12 protein-coding genes are annotated in these 16,191 nt (G+C 62.5%); 2 read left to right on the forward strand and 10 right to left on the reverse strand.

Translation table 11 applies throughout. The features are described from left to right. Positions 1 to 165: 165 nt before the first annotated feature. Positions 166 to 3,045, forward strand: a complete 2,880-nt coding sequence (locus RBR25_RS14745) for a DUF4388 domain-containing protein (protein ID WP_432820315.1) — start codon at positions 166 to 168, stop codon at positions 3,043 to 3,045. A gap of 270 nt (positions 3,046 to 3,315) precedes the next feature. Here the strand turns inward: RBR25_RS14745 and RBR25_RS14750 are convergent, their stop codons facing one another. The 8 genes from RBR25_RS14750 to xseA form a co-directional block, all read right to left on the reverse strand. Beyond that, positions 3,316 to 4,599: an acetate kinase gene (locus tag RBR25_RS14750; protein WP_432820316.1), complete on the reverse strand. Its 1,284-nt coding sequence runs from the start codon at positions 4,597 to 4,599 to the stop codon at positions 3,316 to 3,318. A 128-nt stretch (positions 4,600 to 4,727) separates the two neighbouring features. Beyond that, the gene (locus RBR25_RS14755) at positions 4,728 to 5,912 is read right to left on the reverse strand and encodes a sensor domain-containing diguanylate cyclase (RefSeq protein ID WP_432820317.1); all 1,185 of its coding nucleotides are present in this window, start codon (positions 5,910 to 5,912) and stop codon (positions 4,728 to 4,730) included. After that, positions 5,909 to 6,766: an HDOD domain-containing protein gene (locus RBR25_RS14760; RefSeq protein WP_432820318.1), complete on the reverse strand. Its 858-nt coding sequence runs from the start codon at positions 6,764 to 6,766 to the stop codon at positions 5,909 to 5,911. The genes RBR25_RS14755 and RBR25_RS14760 overlap by 4 nt, the downstream gene beginning before the upstream one ends. A gap of 41 nt (positions 6,767 to 6,807) precedes the next feature. Beyond that, complete coding sequence (dxs, locus tag RBR25_RS14765; RefSeq protein ID WP_432820319.1) at positions 6,808 to 8,721, reverse strand: 1-deoxy-D-xylulose-5-phosphate synthase; 1,914 nt, start codon at positions 8,719 to 8,721, stop codon at positions 6,808 to 6,810. A gap of 35 nt (positions 8,722 to 8,756) precedes the next feature. Beyond that, positions 8,757 to 9,647 (reverse strand): polyprenyl synthetase family protein, encoded by an 891-nt coding sequence (locus RBR25_RS14770; RefSeq protein WP_432820320.1) that lies wholly within the window; start codon positions 9,645 to 9,647, stop codon positions 8,757 to 8,759. Positions 9,648 to 9,666: 19 nt separating this feature from the next. After that, complete coding sequence (gene xseB, locus RBR25_RS14775; protein ID WP_432820321.1) at positions 9,667 to 9,894, reverse strand: exodeoxyribonuclease VII small subunit; 228 nt, start codon at positions 9,892 to 9,894, stop codon at positions 9,667 to 9,669. A gap of 50 nt (positions 9,895 to 9,944) precedes the next feature. After that, positions 9,945 to 10,802 carry a M23 family metallopeptidase gene (locus tag RBR25_RS14780; protein ID WP_432820322.1) on the reverse strand — a complete coding sequence of 286 codons (858 nt, stop codon included), beginning with the start codon at positions 10,800 to 10,802 and terminating at the stop codon, positions 9,945 to 9,947. Further along, entirely contained in the window at positions 10,799 to 11,995 is a 1,197-nt protein-coding gene (xseA, locus tag RBR25_RS14785; protein WP_432820338.1) for an exodeoxyribonuclease VII large subunit, read from the reverse strand. The genes RBR25_RS14780 and xseA overlap by 4 nt, the downstream gene beginning before the upstream one ends. A 92-nt stretch (positions 11,996 to 12,087) precedes the next feature. Here xseA and RBR25_RS14790 point away from each other — a divergent pair, with 92 nt between their 5' ends. Then, positions 12,088 to 13,494, forward strand: coding sequence for a ParA family protein (locus RBR25_RS14790; protein WP_432820323.1), 1,407 nt, complete (start codon positions 12,088 to 12,090; stop codon positions 13,492 to 13,494). A 12-nt stretch (positions 13,495 to 13,506) separates the two neighbouring features. On the opposite strand, the gene RBR25_RS14795 is transcribed toward RBR25_RS14790, so the two are convergent. Both RBR25_RS14795 and RBR25_RS14800 read right to left on the reverse strand, forming a co-directional pair. Next, the gene (locus RBR25_RS14795; RefSeq protein WP_432820324.1) at positions 13,507 to 14,802 is read right to left on the reverse strand and encodes a divergent polysaccharide deacetylase family protein; all 1,296 of its coding nucleotides are present in this window, start codon (positions 14,800 to 14,802) and stop codon (positions 13,507 to 13,509) included. 64 nt (positions 14,803 to 14,866) lie between these two features. After that, complete coding sequence (locus RBR25_RS14800; RefSeq protein ID WP_432820325.1) at positions 14,867 to 16,183, reverse strand: S41 family peptidase; 1,317 nt, start codon at positions 16,181 to 16,183, stop codon at positions 14,867 to 14,869. Positions 16,184 to 16,191 lie beyond the last annotated feature (8 nt).

The following is a 16,191-nucleotide window of genomic DNA, read 5'->3' on the forward strand; positions in this document are numbered from 1 at the left end:
TGGGTGGGGAACCTACCACGGAAGACCATACCAGCGGGCATCGGCCATCGCCGTTGCCGCTTGCGTTGTAACCCCTGGTTTTACACACGGGATGCACGGTGTCTATCTGACACCGTGAGGATGTCACTTCCATTCAATGCATTTCAAGAGATCTCGCCGGTGCTCATGATCCGAAAACTTCTCATCGCTCTCGCCCTTGTTGCTCTCTTCCCGCTTTCCGCCTGGTCGGCCCTGACTTTCGGCGCGGCTCCGCACGAGGGGGGGCTGATCCGCGATAACACCCAGGCCCGACAATTCGCCGCCGCCCTGGAGGAGCGCCTGGGGGAGACCGTTTCCGTGCGTCTCTTCCGGGATGAAGGGACCCTGCATGCCTGGCTGAACCGTTACCAGCTGGTCGATATCGCCGTTTTCTCCCGGGCCTACGTAAAACGACAGCCCGCCGGGGAGTTCCTCCTCCTTTCCGGCACCGGCGCTTTTGGCTCCCTCGACCCCATCGTTCTGCGCCAGGGGAGCAACCGCCGCCTGATTCCTCGCCTCCAAGAGACGATCACCCGCCTCGCCGCAGACCCCGAGGCCCGACGCATCTTCCAACCGGCTCCCGTAGCGCCGCCACAGCCGAAAGTGGCCGCGACCAAGACGAAGCGTGCCGTCAAAGCCGCCCCACCGCGCAAGGCCAAAGCGGTCAAAGCCAAAGCAACCCCCCGGCCAACGACCACCCAAACCAGAATGGCCGCGAAGACGGCGCCGGAACCAGCGACCGCAGCGCCCACACAAAAGCCCACCGCCGTTACCGCAGCGACAGAGCCGACCCCGGACCCTGCGGCCGCGACCTCGACACCCCCCGCGCCACCTGTTCCCGCCCCGGTGCCGGAATCGCCGGTAACAACGCCCATCGCAACCGAACGGGCCGAAAAAGACTCCGAACCGGTGGCCACTTCGGCGACCGACACGGATCCGGGATCCGCTCAGACGCCCAAACCGGCCGCGACACACGCCCACACCTCCTCTTCCCTCTTCGGTCTGAAGAGTCTGCTCCTGATTCTGGTCGCCGCCTTCGCCACAACCGGTCTGGGGTTGCTCCTCTTCCAGCAACGGCGTCGTCCGGCCCCCCGTCTTCCCCACGACGCGGGAAAGACGCCCCTCGCCCCCGTCACGGCCGCTAATGGTTCGATCATCACCGCCGCCCGGGTCAAGGATCAGCTCTATGGCGAACGCGCCCTGCCTTCCGCATCAACCGTGAAAGAGGGGGGGTCTTGTGCCGCCGACCTCGCCCCCGGCAGCCGCGAGACAGAGTCCCTGCCTGCGGTACCGCCGCAAGCGCAAGGAGGGACCGACCTTCCCAATCTGGCCGCACGCATCGTTGAAGCATCGGCAGAACCGACTCCTCCCTTTATCCCCGCAGATCCAATCCCTGCCGTTCTTGAACCTGAAACCAAAGCGTTCCCGGCGGATAGCGACGAAGCGCTTATCGAACCGGAAGCGTCCTTAAGGGAAGAGGAGGAAACCGGCTTGGGCACGGACGAGCCGGTGAGGGCGAAAGAAGAAGTCGGCGCGTCTACCGATGACCTGCCCGGAGTTTCCTGGGAGGCGGACGCAGCGAAAGGTCTGCCCTCCGTTTCGCCGGAAGCGTTTGCGGAAGCGGCCGGCGCAAAGGAATTCCCCTGGCCGGAAAAGACCGAAATGCCGGAAACCGAAAATTCGGACGTAAATAAAACAGAGAGCTTCATTGCTCCCGCCGAAACAGCGGGAGCGAAAACCAAAGTCGTGGACGCGACAGAAGTTGCGGCGAACCCCTTTCCCTGGGACAGCGTCGAACCGGCGCCGAAAGAGACGCAAGAAATGATGGCCGAGACCGGAGAGCCGTTCGCAGAGAGTGCCGCGCCCTTCTCGCCTGCGGAAGATTCCACAACAGCGGAAATTCCCCTGCCGGTGGTGCAACCGGGAAACCCTTGGGGAGAACATATCAGCGCGGAGGCGGAAAGCCCTTCCTCTTTCTCCGCGAAGACTACGGATGCCGTCGAGACAACGCCGAACGCCCTTCCCGACGGTTTCATCAGCGCCGATCTCAGCGACGAATCTTCGGGGGTACTTGCCGAACTGCCGATGTTCCACGATATTCCCCAGGCGGACGATTTCCGGACCAAACCGCAAGAGGGAGAAATCCCGATCGCTGCCTCACCCGGCTACCTGAACTTTTTTCAGAGCGAGGAACCGGCCACGCCCGCCGCCACCCTTCCGCCGTCGGGGAGCGCCCGCCCTGAAGCCGCTTCCCGCCACCGTTCCGCAGCCTCCCGTTCCTCCCTGAGCATTTCTGGGGAGTTGGGAGGAACCCAGGCGCCGGCCCTGCTCAAGCTCATTTCTGGTCAGCGTAAACCCGGCCGTCTGCGGGTCCTTACCAAGATCGACGAAAAGCACATTCACTTCAACCGCGGACACATCGCTGCCGTGCATGCCTTCCATCCGACGGACGGCTCGCCCACGGCCTTTCTGATGAACAAACTCGGCGACCTGCTGTTGCGCCGCGAACTGATCTCCCAGGCGCAACTGGAACGCGCCATGGAGATCTGCTCCCTGCAGCCCAACCGGCGCATCGGCGAAATCCTTATGGAAACCTCCCCCCTGACAGAAGGGGATTTGCGCGACACTCTCCATATCCAGGCCGAGGAACTGCTCTTCTCCTGGCTTTTTACGCCGCACGGTTACTTTGAATACGAAGCAATGAATAATAATGTTCCCACCCATGAAGATCTGAAGATCGATGTCAACAACCTGCTCCGCAAGGCGGCCTTGCAGATTGAGGAATGGAAAGGCTTGCGTCAGACTATTCCGTCGTTGGATACACGCATCGACTTCAAGGGGAATGGCCGAAACAAGCTGCAGAACGCGCGCATGCCCGCCAACCAGAAGAACATCCTCGCCCTGGTGGACGGCCGGCGTACGGTTCAGGAGATCTGTTTGAAATCGGGGGTTCTCGAACTTGAAGTCTGCCGTTTTCTCGCGGCGATGATCAAAGGGAGAATCCTTCAGGTTGCCCAGGAAGAGTAAAGAGGCGAACCTTCTGGAAACCGCGACAAAAAAAGCCCGGAAACGGGGGTGATCCCCTCGCTCCCGGGCTTTTTTACGTTGGCTGGTTGTGCAAAGCACATGCAAGGCACGCCATGGTCGAGCAATGAGGCGTACACAGGGACGTCGAAGCCGTAAAGTAAAGTAACGGGACAACGGCAGCAACACGGCAGTTGACGAGTTTTTACAAGGTCATCAAACTTCGTTCTTTTTCCGACGCGGCCGCAAGGGTCGAGCGCCGGGGCCGCTCCACTAGATTTCCCGCTCCCGCCAGGGCATGACAAAGTCCTCATGCCCAAACGAGTAATCGCTTTCCATATGATCGCGGCAGCCGCCAGCCAGAATAGCGTTCACATCCTCGGCGAAAACCAGACCGTCGGCCACGGGAATCGCATAGATCGGAACCGGTGAATCCGGAAGGGAAATCAGAATCTCGCTGTCATCGCGATCCGCCAGCCGGTTTTGCTCCCGATCCAGAGACATGCCGAGAAACTCCAGTCCGGTCAAAGACTTCTCACGCACCGCCCAGCCCGCATCACTGTAATTAGAAGTAAAAATCAGTGCGTCCACCCGGCCGAGAACGGCGGAATAGGCCCCGATGTATTTACGCAGGCGATAACCTTCGATCTCTTGGGCCAAGCGGCAACGGACATCACCGGCGGCAGCGCCTTCCAGAATTTCCCGTCGTTCCCCGGTTCCTCCAGCTATCCCCGCAAGACCGCTTTTCTGATTGAGAATCGCGGTGTAGTCCCGGGGGGAAAGTTGCTCCTTTTGCATGATGTAGGGAAAGATGCCGGCGTCGATATCACCGCAACGGGAGCCCATGGCTGGCCCCTCGAGAGGGGTCATCCCCATACTGGTATCAACGGAACGACCGTTACGGACGGCGCAAAGGGAAACCCCCTTGCCCAGATGGACCGTGATCAGATTCACGCTATCGACCGGTTTGCCGAGCAGCACCGCCCCGCGCTTGGCCATGAAGAGGTGGGAAGCGCCGTGAAAACCGTAGCGGCGCACCCCGTGCTGCTCATACCATTCATAAGGCAAGGGATAGAGATAGGCTTGGGCGGGCATGCCCTGATGAAAAGCAGTATCGAAGATCGCCGCCTGGGGAATGTCGGGAAGGAGGCGGCGGGCCGCTTCGATTCCGGCCAAATTGGGGCCGTTGTGCAAGGGAGCCAGATGCTCCACCGAACGGATGGCCGCCACAACCTCATCGTCGATAAGGACCGAACAGGTAAAGCGTTCGCCGCCGTGAGCGACTCGGTGGCCGACGGCGGCAATCTCGGAAAGCGCGCCCAGAACGCCGAAATCGGAGGAGGTGAGGGTGCGCAGGATCACTTCGATGGCGCTGGCGTGATCAGGGCAATCGACGGGGAGCTGCCAGGTTCCCCGACCGGTCACTTCGTGACTGACGGAACCGTCGCCGATCACGACCCGATCCACGGTTCCACGAGCGAGAATGACTTTTTTCCGCCAGTCGAGAAGATGATAGTTGACGGACCGGCTCCAACAATTCAGCGACAGAATCTTCATGCTCAAACCCCGAGGCTAGGTGGGCAAGCAGCTCGCGGTAAAAGCTCTGGACATTACCCGCGGCCGATGATCAACTCCGTTTTCCAACGGAAGCGAAAGATAACATAATATATTTTTTAACACAAACGTTATGAAGCGCCCACCAGCACCCGATCCCCCCCTTGTGCCTTGGCTTCATAAAGCGCCTTGTCCGCCTGGGAAAAGAGTTGTTCAAGCATGTCCGAACGGCCGAGATCAAGGGTCTCGCCAGGTTCCGAAGAAAGGGGCAAGGTCGCCACGCCGGCGCTGAAGGTGATGCCGAAACTCTTTCCATTCACCGACCAGGTCAGGGCGCGCACCGCCCGACACAGCCTTCCGGCCAGTTCCAGCGCGCCATCGATTCCTGTCCCCGAAAGAAGCAGGGCAAACTCCTCACCGCCAATCCGCGCCAGGATGTCCGTCTCCCGCAACTCTCGACGCAAGCCTTCGGCGAAATCCCGGAGCACCTGGTCTCCCATCCCGTGACCGTAACAATCGTTGACACGTTTGAAAGAGTCGAGATCAAGAATCATGAAGGCAGCGGCATGCCGATAACGCAAGGCCCGAGCCACCACCAGGCTCCCTTCGGAGAAGAAAAAACGCCGGTTGTATAACCCGGTCAGGGCATCCACCATGGCCAGGGACTGATAGCGCTCTTTCAAATCATGGGTCTCCCGCAACACCTTCTCTAACTGCACCGTCCGCTCCCGAACCTGGTTCTCCAGATTATGCATAAGCCGGCTCGACATCAGAGCCTGCCCGAGAAAGAGTGCGAAGAGGGGGATGAAACGCTGCTGCCAGGCGCCGAAACGCTGGGGTTCGGACGCCACGAGCAGCAATACCCCGACCCGCTCCCCGCCGACGACCAGAGGAGCGCCAAGCAGGCTCCGGGGGGAATCCCTTTCGATCAGGGCTTCGAGTTCATCATCGCCGCGACAGTCATCGCAGATCCGCACCTCGCCGGAACGGATGACACGATCGACAAAGGCGGCTTCAAGGGGAGGCACCTCGTCGCAACAGACTTCTTCCCCCTGGCCGCAAAATTTCAGCACACTGTTGTACCAGGCCACGGCCGCAACCGGACGCTCGCGGCCGTTCTCGACGAAAAAGAGGGCGCAGCGTTCGATCCCGTAATTTTCCACCAGCGAAGTCAAAGCTTCCTGGAGCAGCCGGCCTTCGCCGCATTGTTCAAGGTCGAGGGAACCAAGGCCTTTCAACGTGGAGAGAGAGGCGAGCAGTTCATCGAAGACCGCCGTCATCTCGCGAAAGGTTTTGTTGAGTGGCGTCGTCTTCATGCATCCCCCGCCGGTCGGGTCAGAGCCCGGGCCATGGTGCGAAATTCCTCAGCACGCTGGATCACCCCGGCGATGACCCGAGCAATTTCGGTACGGGATCCCCAATGAGTTCCGGCCGTTTCCGGAAAAGGGGGTGGCCCTTCCCGCTCCAGCGAATTCTCGGCGAGAACAACGGCAATGGCGACCCCCTCCGCCAAGGGGTTGTCGCGCACCTCCGCCAGCGGAGAGCGGCACAGGGCGATCGCCTGGCACAAGGGCTCGGGCAGTCCCCAGCGCCGCGCAAGGAACGCCCCCGCCTGTTCGGCATCCATCCCCAGCAATTCGCGCATCAGCGCCCGCTGATCCCCCGTCTCGGCGGTAAAGACCCGCTGCATCTCTGCGGGGAAAAGTGCGGCCAGGGCGCGGATCCCCAGGTCATGCAGAAGTCCCGCGGCATAGGCCGCTCCCGGCGAGGGATGCGGCTCGCCGTTACGCAACGGGGTCAGGGCGCGCGCCAGATGGGCGCTCAGCACCGACAGATACCAGTGCCGCTCCTCCCTGAAGGCGGGGCAGGACTCGACCCGCAGGAGACTTTCGAGGGAGAGGGAGAGGGCCAGGGCTTTGGTCATAGAGAGCCCCAGCACCCGGATGATGGCTTCGGCGACCGACTGAATCTTCCCCCGGTGGCCGTAATAGGCGGAATTAGCGCAGCGCAGGATGCGGGTCGTCAGCTCCGGATAGGTCTCGATAATAGCGGCGACCTCTTCCAAGTCGGCTTGGTCATCGGCGAGCACGGCAAGGATTTCCTGCGCCATGGGGGACGGGAGGGCGAGATCCTGTAAACGAAAGAGCCTGGATCTGGGATCCTGATTCAAACCAACCTCCTCCGAACAAGCAAAGTTATGGGGCAAGAAGATCAAATACCGTTCGCCAGGGCGATACGCGGCGCCTTCGCCGCCCCCCCCTGGGCGAAATGCTCCCGAACCCGGGAAGCGAGGCCGGCAGCATCGATGCCGATGCGCCCGCGCAATTCTGCCTGGGTTCCCTGCTCGACAAAACGGTCGGGTACCCCGAAGCGCAGCACTCGGGGCGACAGCCCCTCGTCGGCGAGCAGTTCCAGCACGGCCGAGCCGAAGCCGCCCTGCAGGGCGTTCTCCTCGACGGTCAACAGCAGCCCGGACGTCGCTTCCGCGAGAATCAGATCACGGTCGAGAGGCTTGACGAAGCGGGCATCGACCACGGCCAGGGAGATGCCTTCCTCCGCCAGGCGCTCGGCGGCCTCCAGGGCGGCGGCGACACCGACGCCGAGGGCCAGAAAACAGCCATCCGTTCCCGCGCGCAGCTTCTCGCCCCGACCGATGTCCAACGCTTCGACAACCTCGGGCACGGGCAGCCCCAAGGCCGCGCCCCGGGGATAACGGTAAGCAAAGGGGCCGTCCGTAACCAGGGAGGTACGGATGGCACGGCGCAGCTCGATTTCATCCCGGGGAGCCATCACCACCAGGTTGGGGATGTGGCGCAGATAGGAAAGATCGAAAACGCCGTGATGGGTCGGCCCGTCGGCGCCGACCAGTCCGCCCCGATCGAGAGCGAAGGTCACCGGCAGATTTTGCAGGCAGACATCGTGCAGCACATTATCGTAGGCCCGTTGCAAAAAGGTCGAATAGAGAGCGACGGTAGGACGCAATCCATTGGCCGCCAAACCGGCAGCGAAGGTCACGGCATGCTGCTCGGCGATGCCGACATCGAAAAAGCGCTCGGGAAACCGCTTCGAAAATTCGATCAGCCCGGTCCCCTCGGGCATCGCCGCGGTGATCGCCACCACCCGAGGATCAGCCTCGGCCAGCGCGATAAGGCTCTTTCCGAAAACATCGGTATAGCTGGGGGGGCCGCCGCTGCCGCCCTTGACCCGTCCAGTTTGGCGATCGAAGGGCCCGACCCCATGGAAGAGTGCCGGATTCTCTTCGGCGGGAGCGTAGCCTTTCCCTTTTTTGGTGAGGACATGAAGCAGGACCGGTCCATTGAGGCGGGAGACGTTCTCCAGGGTTTCCATGAGATCTTCAAGCTGATGGCCGTCCACCGGACCGACATAGTCGAAACCGAAAGCCTCGAAAAGCATCCCGGGGGTGAAGAAGCCCTTCAGGGAGTCCTCGGCGCGGCGGGCCAGGTTGAGCAGATCCTTGCCGAAATGGGGCATACCCGAGAGCAGGCTCTTGGCATCTTTTTTCATGCGCACGAAGAGATCGGAGGTCATCTTGCGACTGAGAAAGGAAGCCAGAGCCCCGACATTGGGGGAGATGGACATTTCGTTGTCGTTGAGAATGACAACCAGATCCTTCTTCAAATCACCGGCCTGGTTCAACCCCTCGAAAGCCAGCCCCGAGGTCAGGGAGCCGTCGCCGATGACCGCCACCACCCTTTCCCGTCCCCCCCGGGCGTCGCGGGCCGCCGCCATGCCCAGAGCCGCCGAGATGGAGGTGCTGCTGTGCCCGACCCCGAAAGCGTCGTAGGGGCTCTCCTCGCGTTTGGGAAAGCCGCTGATGCCGTCCAGTTGCCGCAAGCTGGGAAAACGGCCGAGACGGCCGGTCAGCAACTTGTGGGCGTAGGCCTGATGTCCCACATCCCAGACGATCTGATCCGTCGGCGTATCGAGTATCCGATGCAGGGCGATGGTCAGTTCCACCACCCCCAAAGAGCTGGCCAGATGCCCGCCGTTGGCGGCAACGGTGGCGACGATGCGCTCGCGCAGTTCCTCGGCCAGATCCTTGAGCTCGGTGAGCGAAAGATCCTTGATGGCGGGGGGATGGGCATTGATCTTCTCCAAGTTCATGGGCACAGCCTTTTCTCAACAAACACGGCCCGCGATCAGCGGCCGCGATCGACAATATAACGGGCGATTTCCCGCAGGGGTTCGGCGAGAGGGCCTAAAGGCGCGAGAAAATCGATGGCCCGCTCCTTGAGTTCCCGGGCCCGCTCGCGGGCTTCGTTCAGACCCAGCAAGGCAGGATAGGTAATTTTCCCCCGCGCCTGATCTCCACCGACCCCTTTGCCCAGGGCGGCAGCTTCGCCGACCACATCGAGGATATCGTCGGCGATCTGAAAGGCGAGCCCGGCGGCACCGGCATAACCGCTCAGGGCCTGCATGGTCTTTTCGTCGGCATTCCCGGCCAGCCCACCGCACTGGACCGAGGCCAGAATCAGGGCTCCGGTCTTATGGGTATGAATATATTCGAGGACAGGGAAATCCACCTCCCGTCCTTCCGATTCCATATCGACCACCTGACCGCCGACCATGCCCATCGACCCGGAGCAGCGGGCGATGATATGGATGATCCGGGCAAGGGTGGCGGGGGGCAGCTCCGGGCAGGATTCGGGATCGGAAAGCAGGACGAAAGCCTGGGTCAGCAGGGCGTCGCCGGCGAGAATAGCCGTGGCCTCGCCGAAGACCTTGTGATTGGTCGGACGCCCCCGGCGCAGGTCGTCATCATCCATGGCCGGCAGATCGTCATGAATCAGCGAATAGGTATGGATCATTTCCAGGGCACAGGCTACGGGCAGGGCCCGTGCCGTCTCTCCCCCCACCGCCTCGCAAGCCGCCAGGACCAGGATCGGGCGGATGCGCTTGCCCCCGGCGAAGATCGAGTAGCGCATGGCCTCGTGCAGCCGCCCGGGCAAGGTCGCCGCATCGGGAAGATAGCGGTCCAGAGCCTCTTCGACCAGGGTGACGCGCTCGTCAATATAGCGGTTCAGGTCCATCCGTCTCTCCGGCACCCCGTCATTCCTGGGAAAAAGGCTGCTTGACAAAACCGCCGTCCGCGCCTTGGCTCAGCTGTTCGACCTTGAGTTCGACCTCGTCGAGCAACCGCCGACAAAGAGCCGCGTTCTTTACTCCCTCCTCGAAGAAGGCGAGGGACGATTCAAGACTGAGATCCTCCTTTTCGAGGCTCTCGACCGCCGCTTGCAGGGCCTTGAGCGCCCCTTCGAAACTCGTTTTTCTGGCCATTCGGACTCCTTGCGCAATTTACGGATTATGAACATGCCCCCCAAGGGGAGTCAAGATTTTTTCCCGTCCAGAAGCCGCACCAAGGAAATGGGATCAACCCGGTCACCGCGCAACTTGATCCCCCAGTGCAGGTGCGGGCCGGTGGAACGACCACTGCTCCCGACCCGCCCCAATGGGGTGCCCGCCGCGACCTGCTGGTTGGGTGCACAGCCGAGGTGTTCCAGGTGGCAGTAGATGCTGTAGAGGCCGTCGCCATGATCGACGATAGCGGTCAGACCGCAATAGTAAAGATCGCCGGTAAAGACCACCCGACCGGCGGCTCCGGCGCCGACAGTCGTCCCCCGGGGACTGCGAAAATCGACACCGGCATGGGGAGAGCGGGGCTTACCATTGAGGATGCGGCGCAGACCAAAAGGGCTCCCCATGGGATCGCCGACGGGCAGGATGAACTTTGTCGGCAGCGTCTCTTCGGAACGCACCGCGAAGATCTTCTGCAACAGCCGGCTCTCCCGTTCGATCCGCTCAAGCACGGCCGGCTCCTGCGGGGAAACATAGGCTTTGGGCAAGGTCAGGTGTTCTTCCGGACGCTTCTTCGCCGTGACCTTCAGGGTTCCAACCTTCTGTTCCGTCCCCCCCGTCCGCCGCAGGAACACCGGGTAATCGCCGGGGGCGGCATTCAGATCGAGCCCCAGCAAGGCCCGTCCGCCCTCTTCCCCCGGCGCCAGGGGAATCAGCTTATCATTGAAACGCAGCTCCCCCGCCGTCGGCCCGCCCGCCATCCAGCGCGCCAGGGCGACCTCGCCGGGAGCGATGACCTCCGGCTCCAGACGCAGTTCCCCGGCCCAGGCCGAAACCGTCAGAAACAGACCAAAAGCAAAGAGCATCCACGACCCGACGGCGCGTTTCATCCTTCCACCTCCTCGATCCGGGCACCGGCCCGGCCTCGGGCGAAACGCAGCTCCACCCGCTCGCCGGCGAGCAAAGTCCCCGCATCCCGCACGATCTCGCCCCCGGCCCGGGTCACGATGGCGTACCCCCGCCCCAGGGTACGCAGAGGGGAGAGGTCGTTGAGCCGCGCGGCCAATGCGTCCAGACGCCAAGCCCGTTCCTGCTGCTTTCGCACCATCGCCAGGGAAAGCCGGCGCATCAAGTCGGCCTGGCGTTGTCGAGCCAGAGCCAAGCTTTCCCGGGGGGAGCGCAAACGGCGTCGGAGTCCGTCGAGGCGTTCCCGGCCGAAATCGACCCGGCGGCGCATCTCGGCGGCGAGGCGCAGAACCAGATGATCGAGATGCTCCTCCAGTTCCAGGCGGCCGCGTGCCACCATTTCGGCAGCGGCGCTCGGCGTCGGTGCCCGCAAATCGGCGGCAAAATCGGCGATGGTATGGTCGACTTCGTGCCCCACTGCCGAAATCACCGGAATCCTTGAGCCGTGGATGGCCCGCGCCACCGGCTCTTCGTTGAAGGCCCAGAGGTCTTCCAGGGAACCACCGCCGCGCCCGACGATCAGCACCTCGGCCTCCCCCTGGCGGTTGAGTTCGGCGATGGCGGCGGCAATTTCCCGGGCCGCTCCCTCCCCCTGTACCAGCACCGGCCGCAGCAGCACCTGCACCCCCGCCCCCCGACGGCGCAGCACTTGGATGATGTCATGGATCGCCGCGCCGGTCGCCGAGGTGACGACACCGACCACCCGGGGAAAAGCAGGGAGCGGGCGTTTGCGCTCGACGGTAAAGAGTCCTTCGGCGGCAAGCCGGTTTTTAAGCTGTTCGAAGGCCAGTTGCAGCCCCCCCACCCCCCGGGGTTCCAGCCCTTCCACGATCAGCTGCACCTCCCCCCGCTGCGGGTAGAGGGAGAGCCGACCGCGGCAGACGACACGCATGCCGCTTTCGGGAACAAAGCCCAAGAGCCGGTTCTGGACGCGAAACATGACGGCGCGCACCTGGGACTCGGCATCCTTGAGCGAAAAGTACCAGTGCCCCGAGGCAGGGACGGAGAAGTTGGAAATCTCCCCTTCGACCCAGATCTGCATGAAGTTGTCCTCGATCAGGTCACGGAGCAGGGCATTGAGCCGCGACACGGTGAGGACGGTGACGTTGTCCTGCATTGTGAATACCACCATATATAGGGGTTTAGGATTGACTTTTACGGCTGGCTGCCCTATATAGGGCCTTTCTAGCGACCATGGAAGGAAGGCTCATGTCCCGACCTTATGTAGTGACCATCTCCAGTGAAAAGGGCGGGGTCGGCAAGACCACCCTGGCCACCAATCTGGCCATCTACCTGAAAGCCATTAACGAAGATCTGCCGGTCACCCTCTTCAGCTTCGACAACCACTTCTCGGTGGACCGCATGTTCCGCATCGGACGCGCCCCCCAGAGCGGCGACGTGCTGAAGATGCTGGTGGAGAAGAAGATCGATCCGATGATCGAGATGGGGGAATACGGCGTACAGTTCGTTCCATCCAGCGGCGAGCTGGCCGATCTGCGCGAGCGCCTGACCAGCCCCGCGCGTCTCGCCCGGATTCTCGCCGAATCGGCGCTTTCCGGGGTGATCATCATCGACACCCGCCCCGACATGGATATCTTCACCCAGAATGCCCTCTTTGCCGCCGACCGGGTGGTGGTGCCGGTAAAGGACGCCCCCTCGCTGGAGAACTGCAAGCATCTCTACGAGTTCTTCGACCGTTACGGCCTCTCCCGGCGGGCGCTGCGCATCCTCCCCTGCCTGGTCGACCAGCGCATCCATTACGACGGGCCCTTCCGCGACCCCTACCAGTTGCTCAAAGCCTACGCCATCAATCGCGGCTATCGCTGCCTAGAAGGCTACATCGCCAAAAGTCCCAAGGTCGAATCCCTCAACACCAACCCCGAAGGCAAAATCTATCCGGTCATCACCCACGGCCGCGCCACCGAGGTCCATGTCCAGTTTTCCCATCTGGCGCGCCAGATCTATCTCGAAACCCTGGAGGAACAACCGCGCCGCCTCGATCTTTTCGCCGAGGAACTCGGCCGCCAGGCCCACGCCCGGGACGCATCCTTCACGGCCCGCCGCCGGCACCTGAGCAGCGAATGCCTGCTCTGCGGCAAGTCTCTCGAAGCCGCCGACGGCAGCCTGCATGCCGGTTACTACTGGGAGAACCCCGCCGCCGAGCGGTCCGGTCTGCTCGAAGAAGACTGTTTCGCCGGCCTAGTCTTCCCCTATTTCTATCGCGCTCGACGCCAGATCGAAAGCCAGGATCCCCTGCGCGAACTCTTTCGCGAATCGGCCCAACGCTCCTTCTTCGTCCTGCGCCGTGCCCCCAACAGCCGAGGATTCTACCAGCAGCAGCTCTCCTTCTATCGTTTCGATGAAGAGGGGCTGGAAGTCTCCCACAAAGTCATCGACCTGCCCGAATTGACCGGCGCGCCCCAGGAGGGGCTGCCCCCTTGGGGCCCCCTGCTGCGTAACGCGGGATTGCTGGATGGGGACGACCGCTTGAGCGACGGCTTCCTGCTGATCCGCCGAATCAGTTCCGATTTTAGTGAAGGTATTCTCTACGACGAGCAGTACCGGGAGTTCCGGCAGATTGCCGAACGTATCGCCGGGCAACTGCCCCGGGACTGACCTCCCCTTCTTCTAGCGCACCAGCAACCGCGACGCCGGCACCACACTGAGCCCCTGGGCGCGCAGAGCGTCGGCCTCTGCGCGCAGAGCCGCGAAGGTTTCCGGATAGGGATGGCAGATCGCCAGCGCTTCTCCGTTCTTCGCCGCCATTCGCGCCATGCGCCGGATCTCCCCGCGAATCGCCGGAACCGTGCGGACATTATCGAGAAAGATGTCCCGCCGCGCCGTCGCCACCCCCAACTCCCGCGCCGTCTCATACGCCACCGAGCGATTACTGGTGCGGCTGTCCACGAAAAAGAGCCCCTCCCTCCGCAACTCCTCCAGCACCACCGCCATCTTTTCCCGGCTCTCGGTAAAACGTGAGCCCATATGATTGTTCCCCCCCGTCGCATAGGGTACCCGCTGCCGGTAACCGCGCAACAGCGCACGGATTTCCTCAGCGGATTGCCGCAGCAGCAGAGCATCGGCACCGGGATTGACCCGGGGATAGCCTTGAGGCTCCATAGGCATGTGCATCATCACCTCGCGCCCCTGCCGGTGGGCCAACTCCGCTACCTGGAGCGCGGCCTCGTTTTCGGGGATGATGGCGCAGGTCACCGCCAGATCGATGGCAAGCAGTTCCTGGGCCGAAGCCAAATCCCGACCGAGATCATCCATGACGATCGCCACCCGGCCCGCTTTTCCCACAGGGAGTGGGCTCAGGGAGGTAGGCGGCGGCAAAACCGGCGGTGGGGGCGCAACCGCCGACGGAGGCGCGACCGAGGAGGGCGGGATGACCGGCGCCGGAGGGGCAACCGGGGGGCGGAACTGCAAGCGCGCCACGACCCGATCCCCAAGCAGCACCAGCAGCAAGCCGGGGGTGCTGCCCGTTTCCAGCCGCACCTCCGGCGCCGCCCCATGCAGGGGCTCAAGCAGGGCATCCAGGGCGACGGAACCCGGAAAGGACGCGTCAAGGACATAAGTCGTGACCCCGCCATCCTGCTCAATACGCATTCCCTCGCCGGCATAGCCGCGCCGGGTCAGGGACCGGGAAAGAAGACGGCGCAAGTCTTCGCCATCCGGCGCCGTGGGCGTCAACTCGGGCACGACCGGAACCGGAGGTTTTACGATCACCGGCGGTGACGTCGGCGGTTGCGGAGGCGCAAGCCGGGATTGTCGCACATAGGTCAAAAGAATGAGACTGATCAGCAAAAAGCCGATCACCCCAAGTGCGGCAAGAAGCAGGCGCAGCTGACGACTGGAGGAGGGAGGAACTTTTTTCTTGAGGGATGGCCGCTTGGCGCGGGGGCTTTTTTTAGGCGAAGACACGGGCAGAACCAGAAAAAAAGGGGGGATCTTCTCCCCCCGTCGTGAGTCGAAGAGTCCCGCCGGCTCAGGCGGCGGGGGCCTTGAGTTCCTTGAAGACGCGCCAGCCCTTGAGCAGGTCAAGGGCGCGCATCAACTGATAATCGTCCCGATCCGCCGCTTTCAGATCAAACTTCCGGGGCGTTTCGGTATCCTTCGGCTGGGCGTCAAGGGGATCGGTATCGAAATGGTTACTCAGATCTTTCTCCCGGAAATGTTCATCCTCCCCCACCTTCTTCAGTTCGGCGGGGGCAACCAGGATGTCCGGAGAGATGCCCCGCGCCTGGATGGAGATGCCGTTCGGCGTGTAATAGCGGGCTGTGGTCAGGCGCAACCCGGAGTTGTCGCTCAAGGGAATTACGGTCTGCACCGAGCCCTTGCCGAAACTCTGGGTTCCCAGAACCAGGGCCCGGTCGTGATCCTGAAGGGCTCCGGCGACGATCTCCGAAGCGCTGGCGCTGCCGCTGTTGATCAGCACCACCAGGGGGAAATCCTCTTCCTCCGTCCCCGGTCGGGCGTGGAATTCCATGTGGCTGCCTTCCTCCCGGCCATCGGTATAGACAATCATCCCCTTGCCGAGAAAGGCATCGGACACCTTCACCGCCTGCTCCAGCAGACCGCCGGGATTGTTGCGCAAATCGAGAATCAGCCCGTCAAGACGGCCGCCATTTTCCTGGCGTAACTCCTTGAGGGCCTTGGCCAGTTCCTCGTCGGTACGCTCCTGGAACTGGGCCAGACGCACATAGCCGTAACCGTCTTCCAGGGTGCGGGCCTTGACGCTGCGGATCTTGATAATTTCCCGCACCAGCTCGAATTCCTTGGGCTTCTCAAAGGCCTCCCGGAAGACGGTGATGCGGATTGGACTCCCCTTGGGACCACGCATGAGCTTGACCGCGTCCATGACGCTCATGTCCTTGGTGAAGCCATCCCCGATCTTGACGATCTGATCCCCCGCCTGTAATCCCGCCCGGTAGGCCGGGGTATCTTCGATGGGCGATACGACGGTCAGCACGCCATCCTTGATGGTGATTTCGATGCCGATACCGCCGAACTCGCCACGCGTGTCATCCTTCATCTCCTTGTAGACATCCGGCGGCATGAAGGAGGAATGGGGGTCGAGGGCGGCAAGCATGCCGTCAATGGCGCCGTAGATGAGATCCTGCATAGGCACTTCCTCGACATAGCTCTTGCGCACCAGCGCCAGGACATCAGAGAAAAGGCGGATATCCTCATACTGGGAGCGGGCCTCGGCAGCGAGGGGACGGGTCAGTTGGCCGACAGCCAGCCAACCGAAAGGCAGACAGGCCAAAAGCGCCAATAGGCGCAACCAACGGCGTTTGAACATGGATGAAT

Source organism: Trichloromonas sp. (genome assembly GCF_034006665.1).
Taxonomy (GTDB): Bacteria; Desulfobacterota; Desulfuromonadia; order Desulfuromonadales; family Trichloromonadaceae; genus Trichloromonas.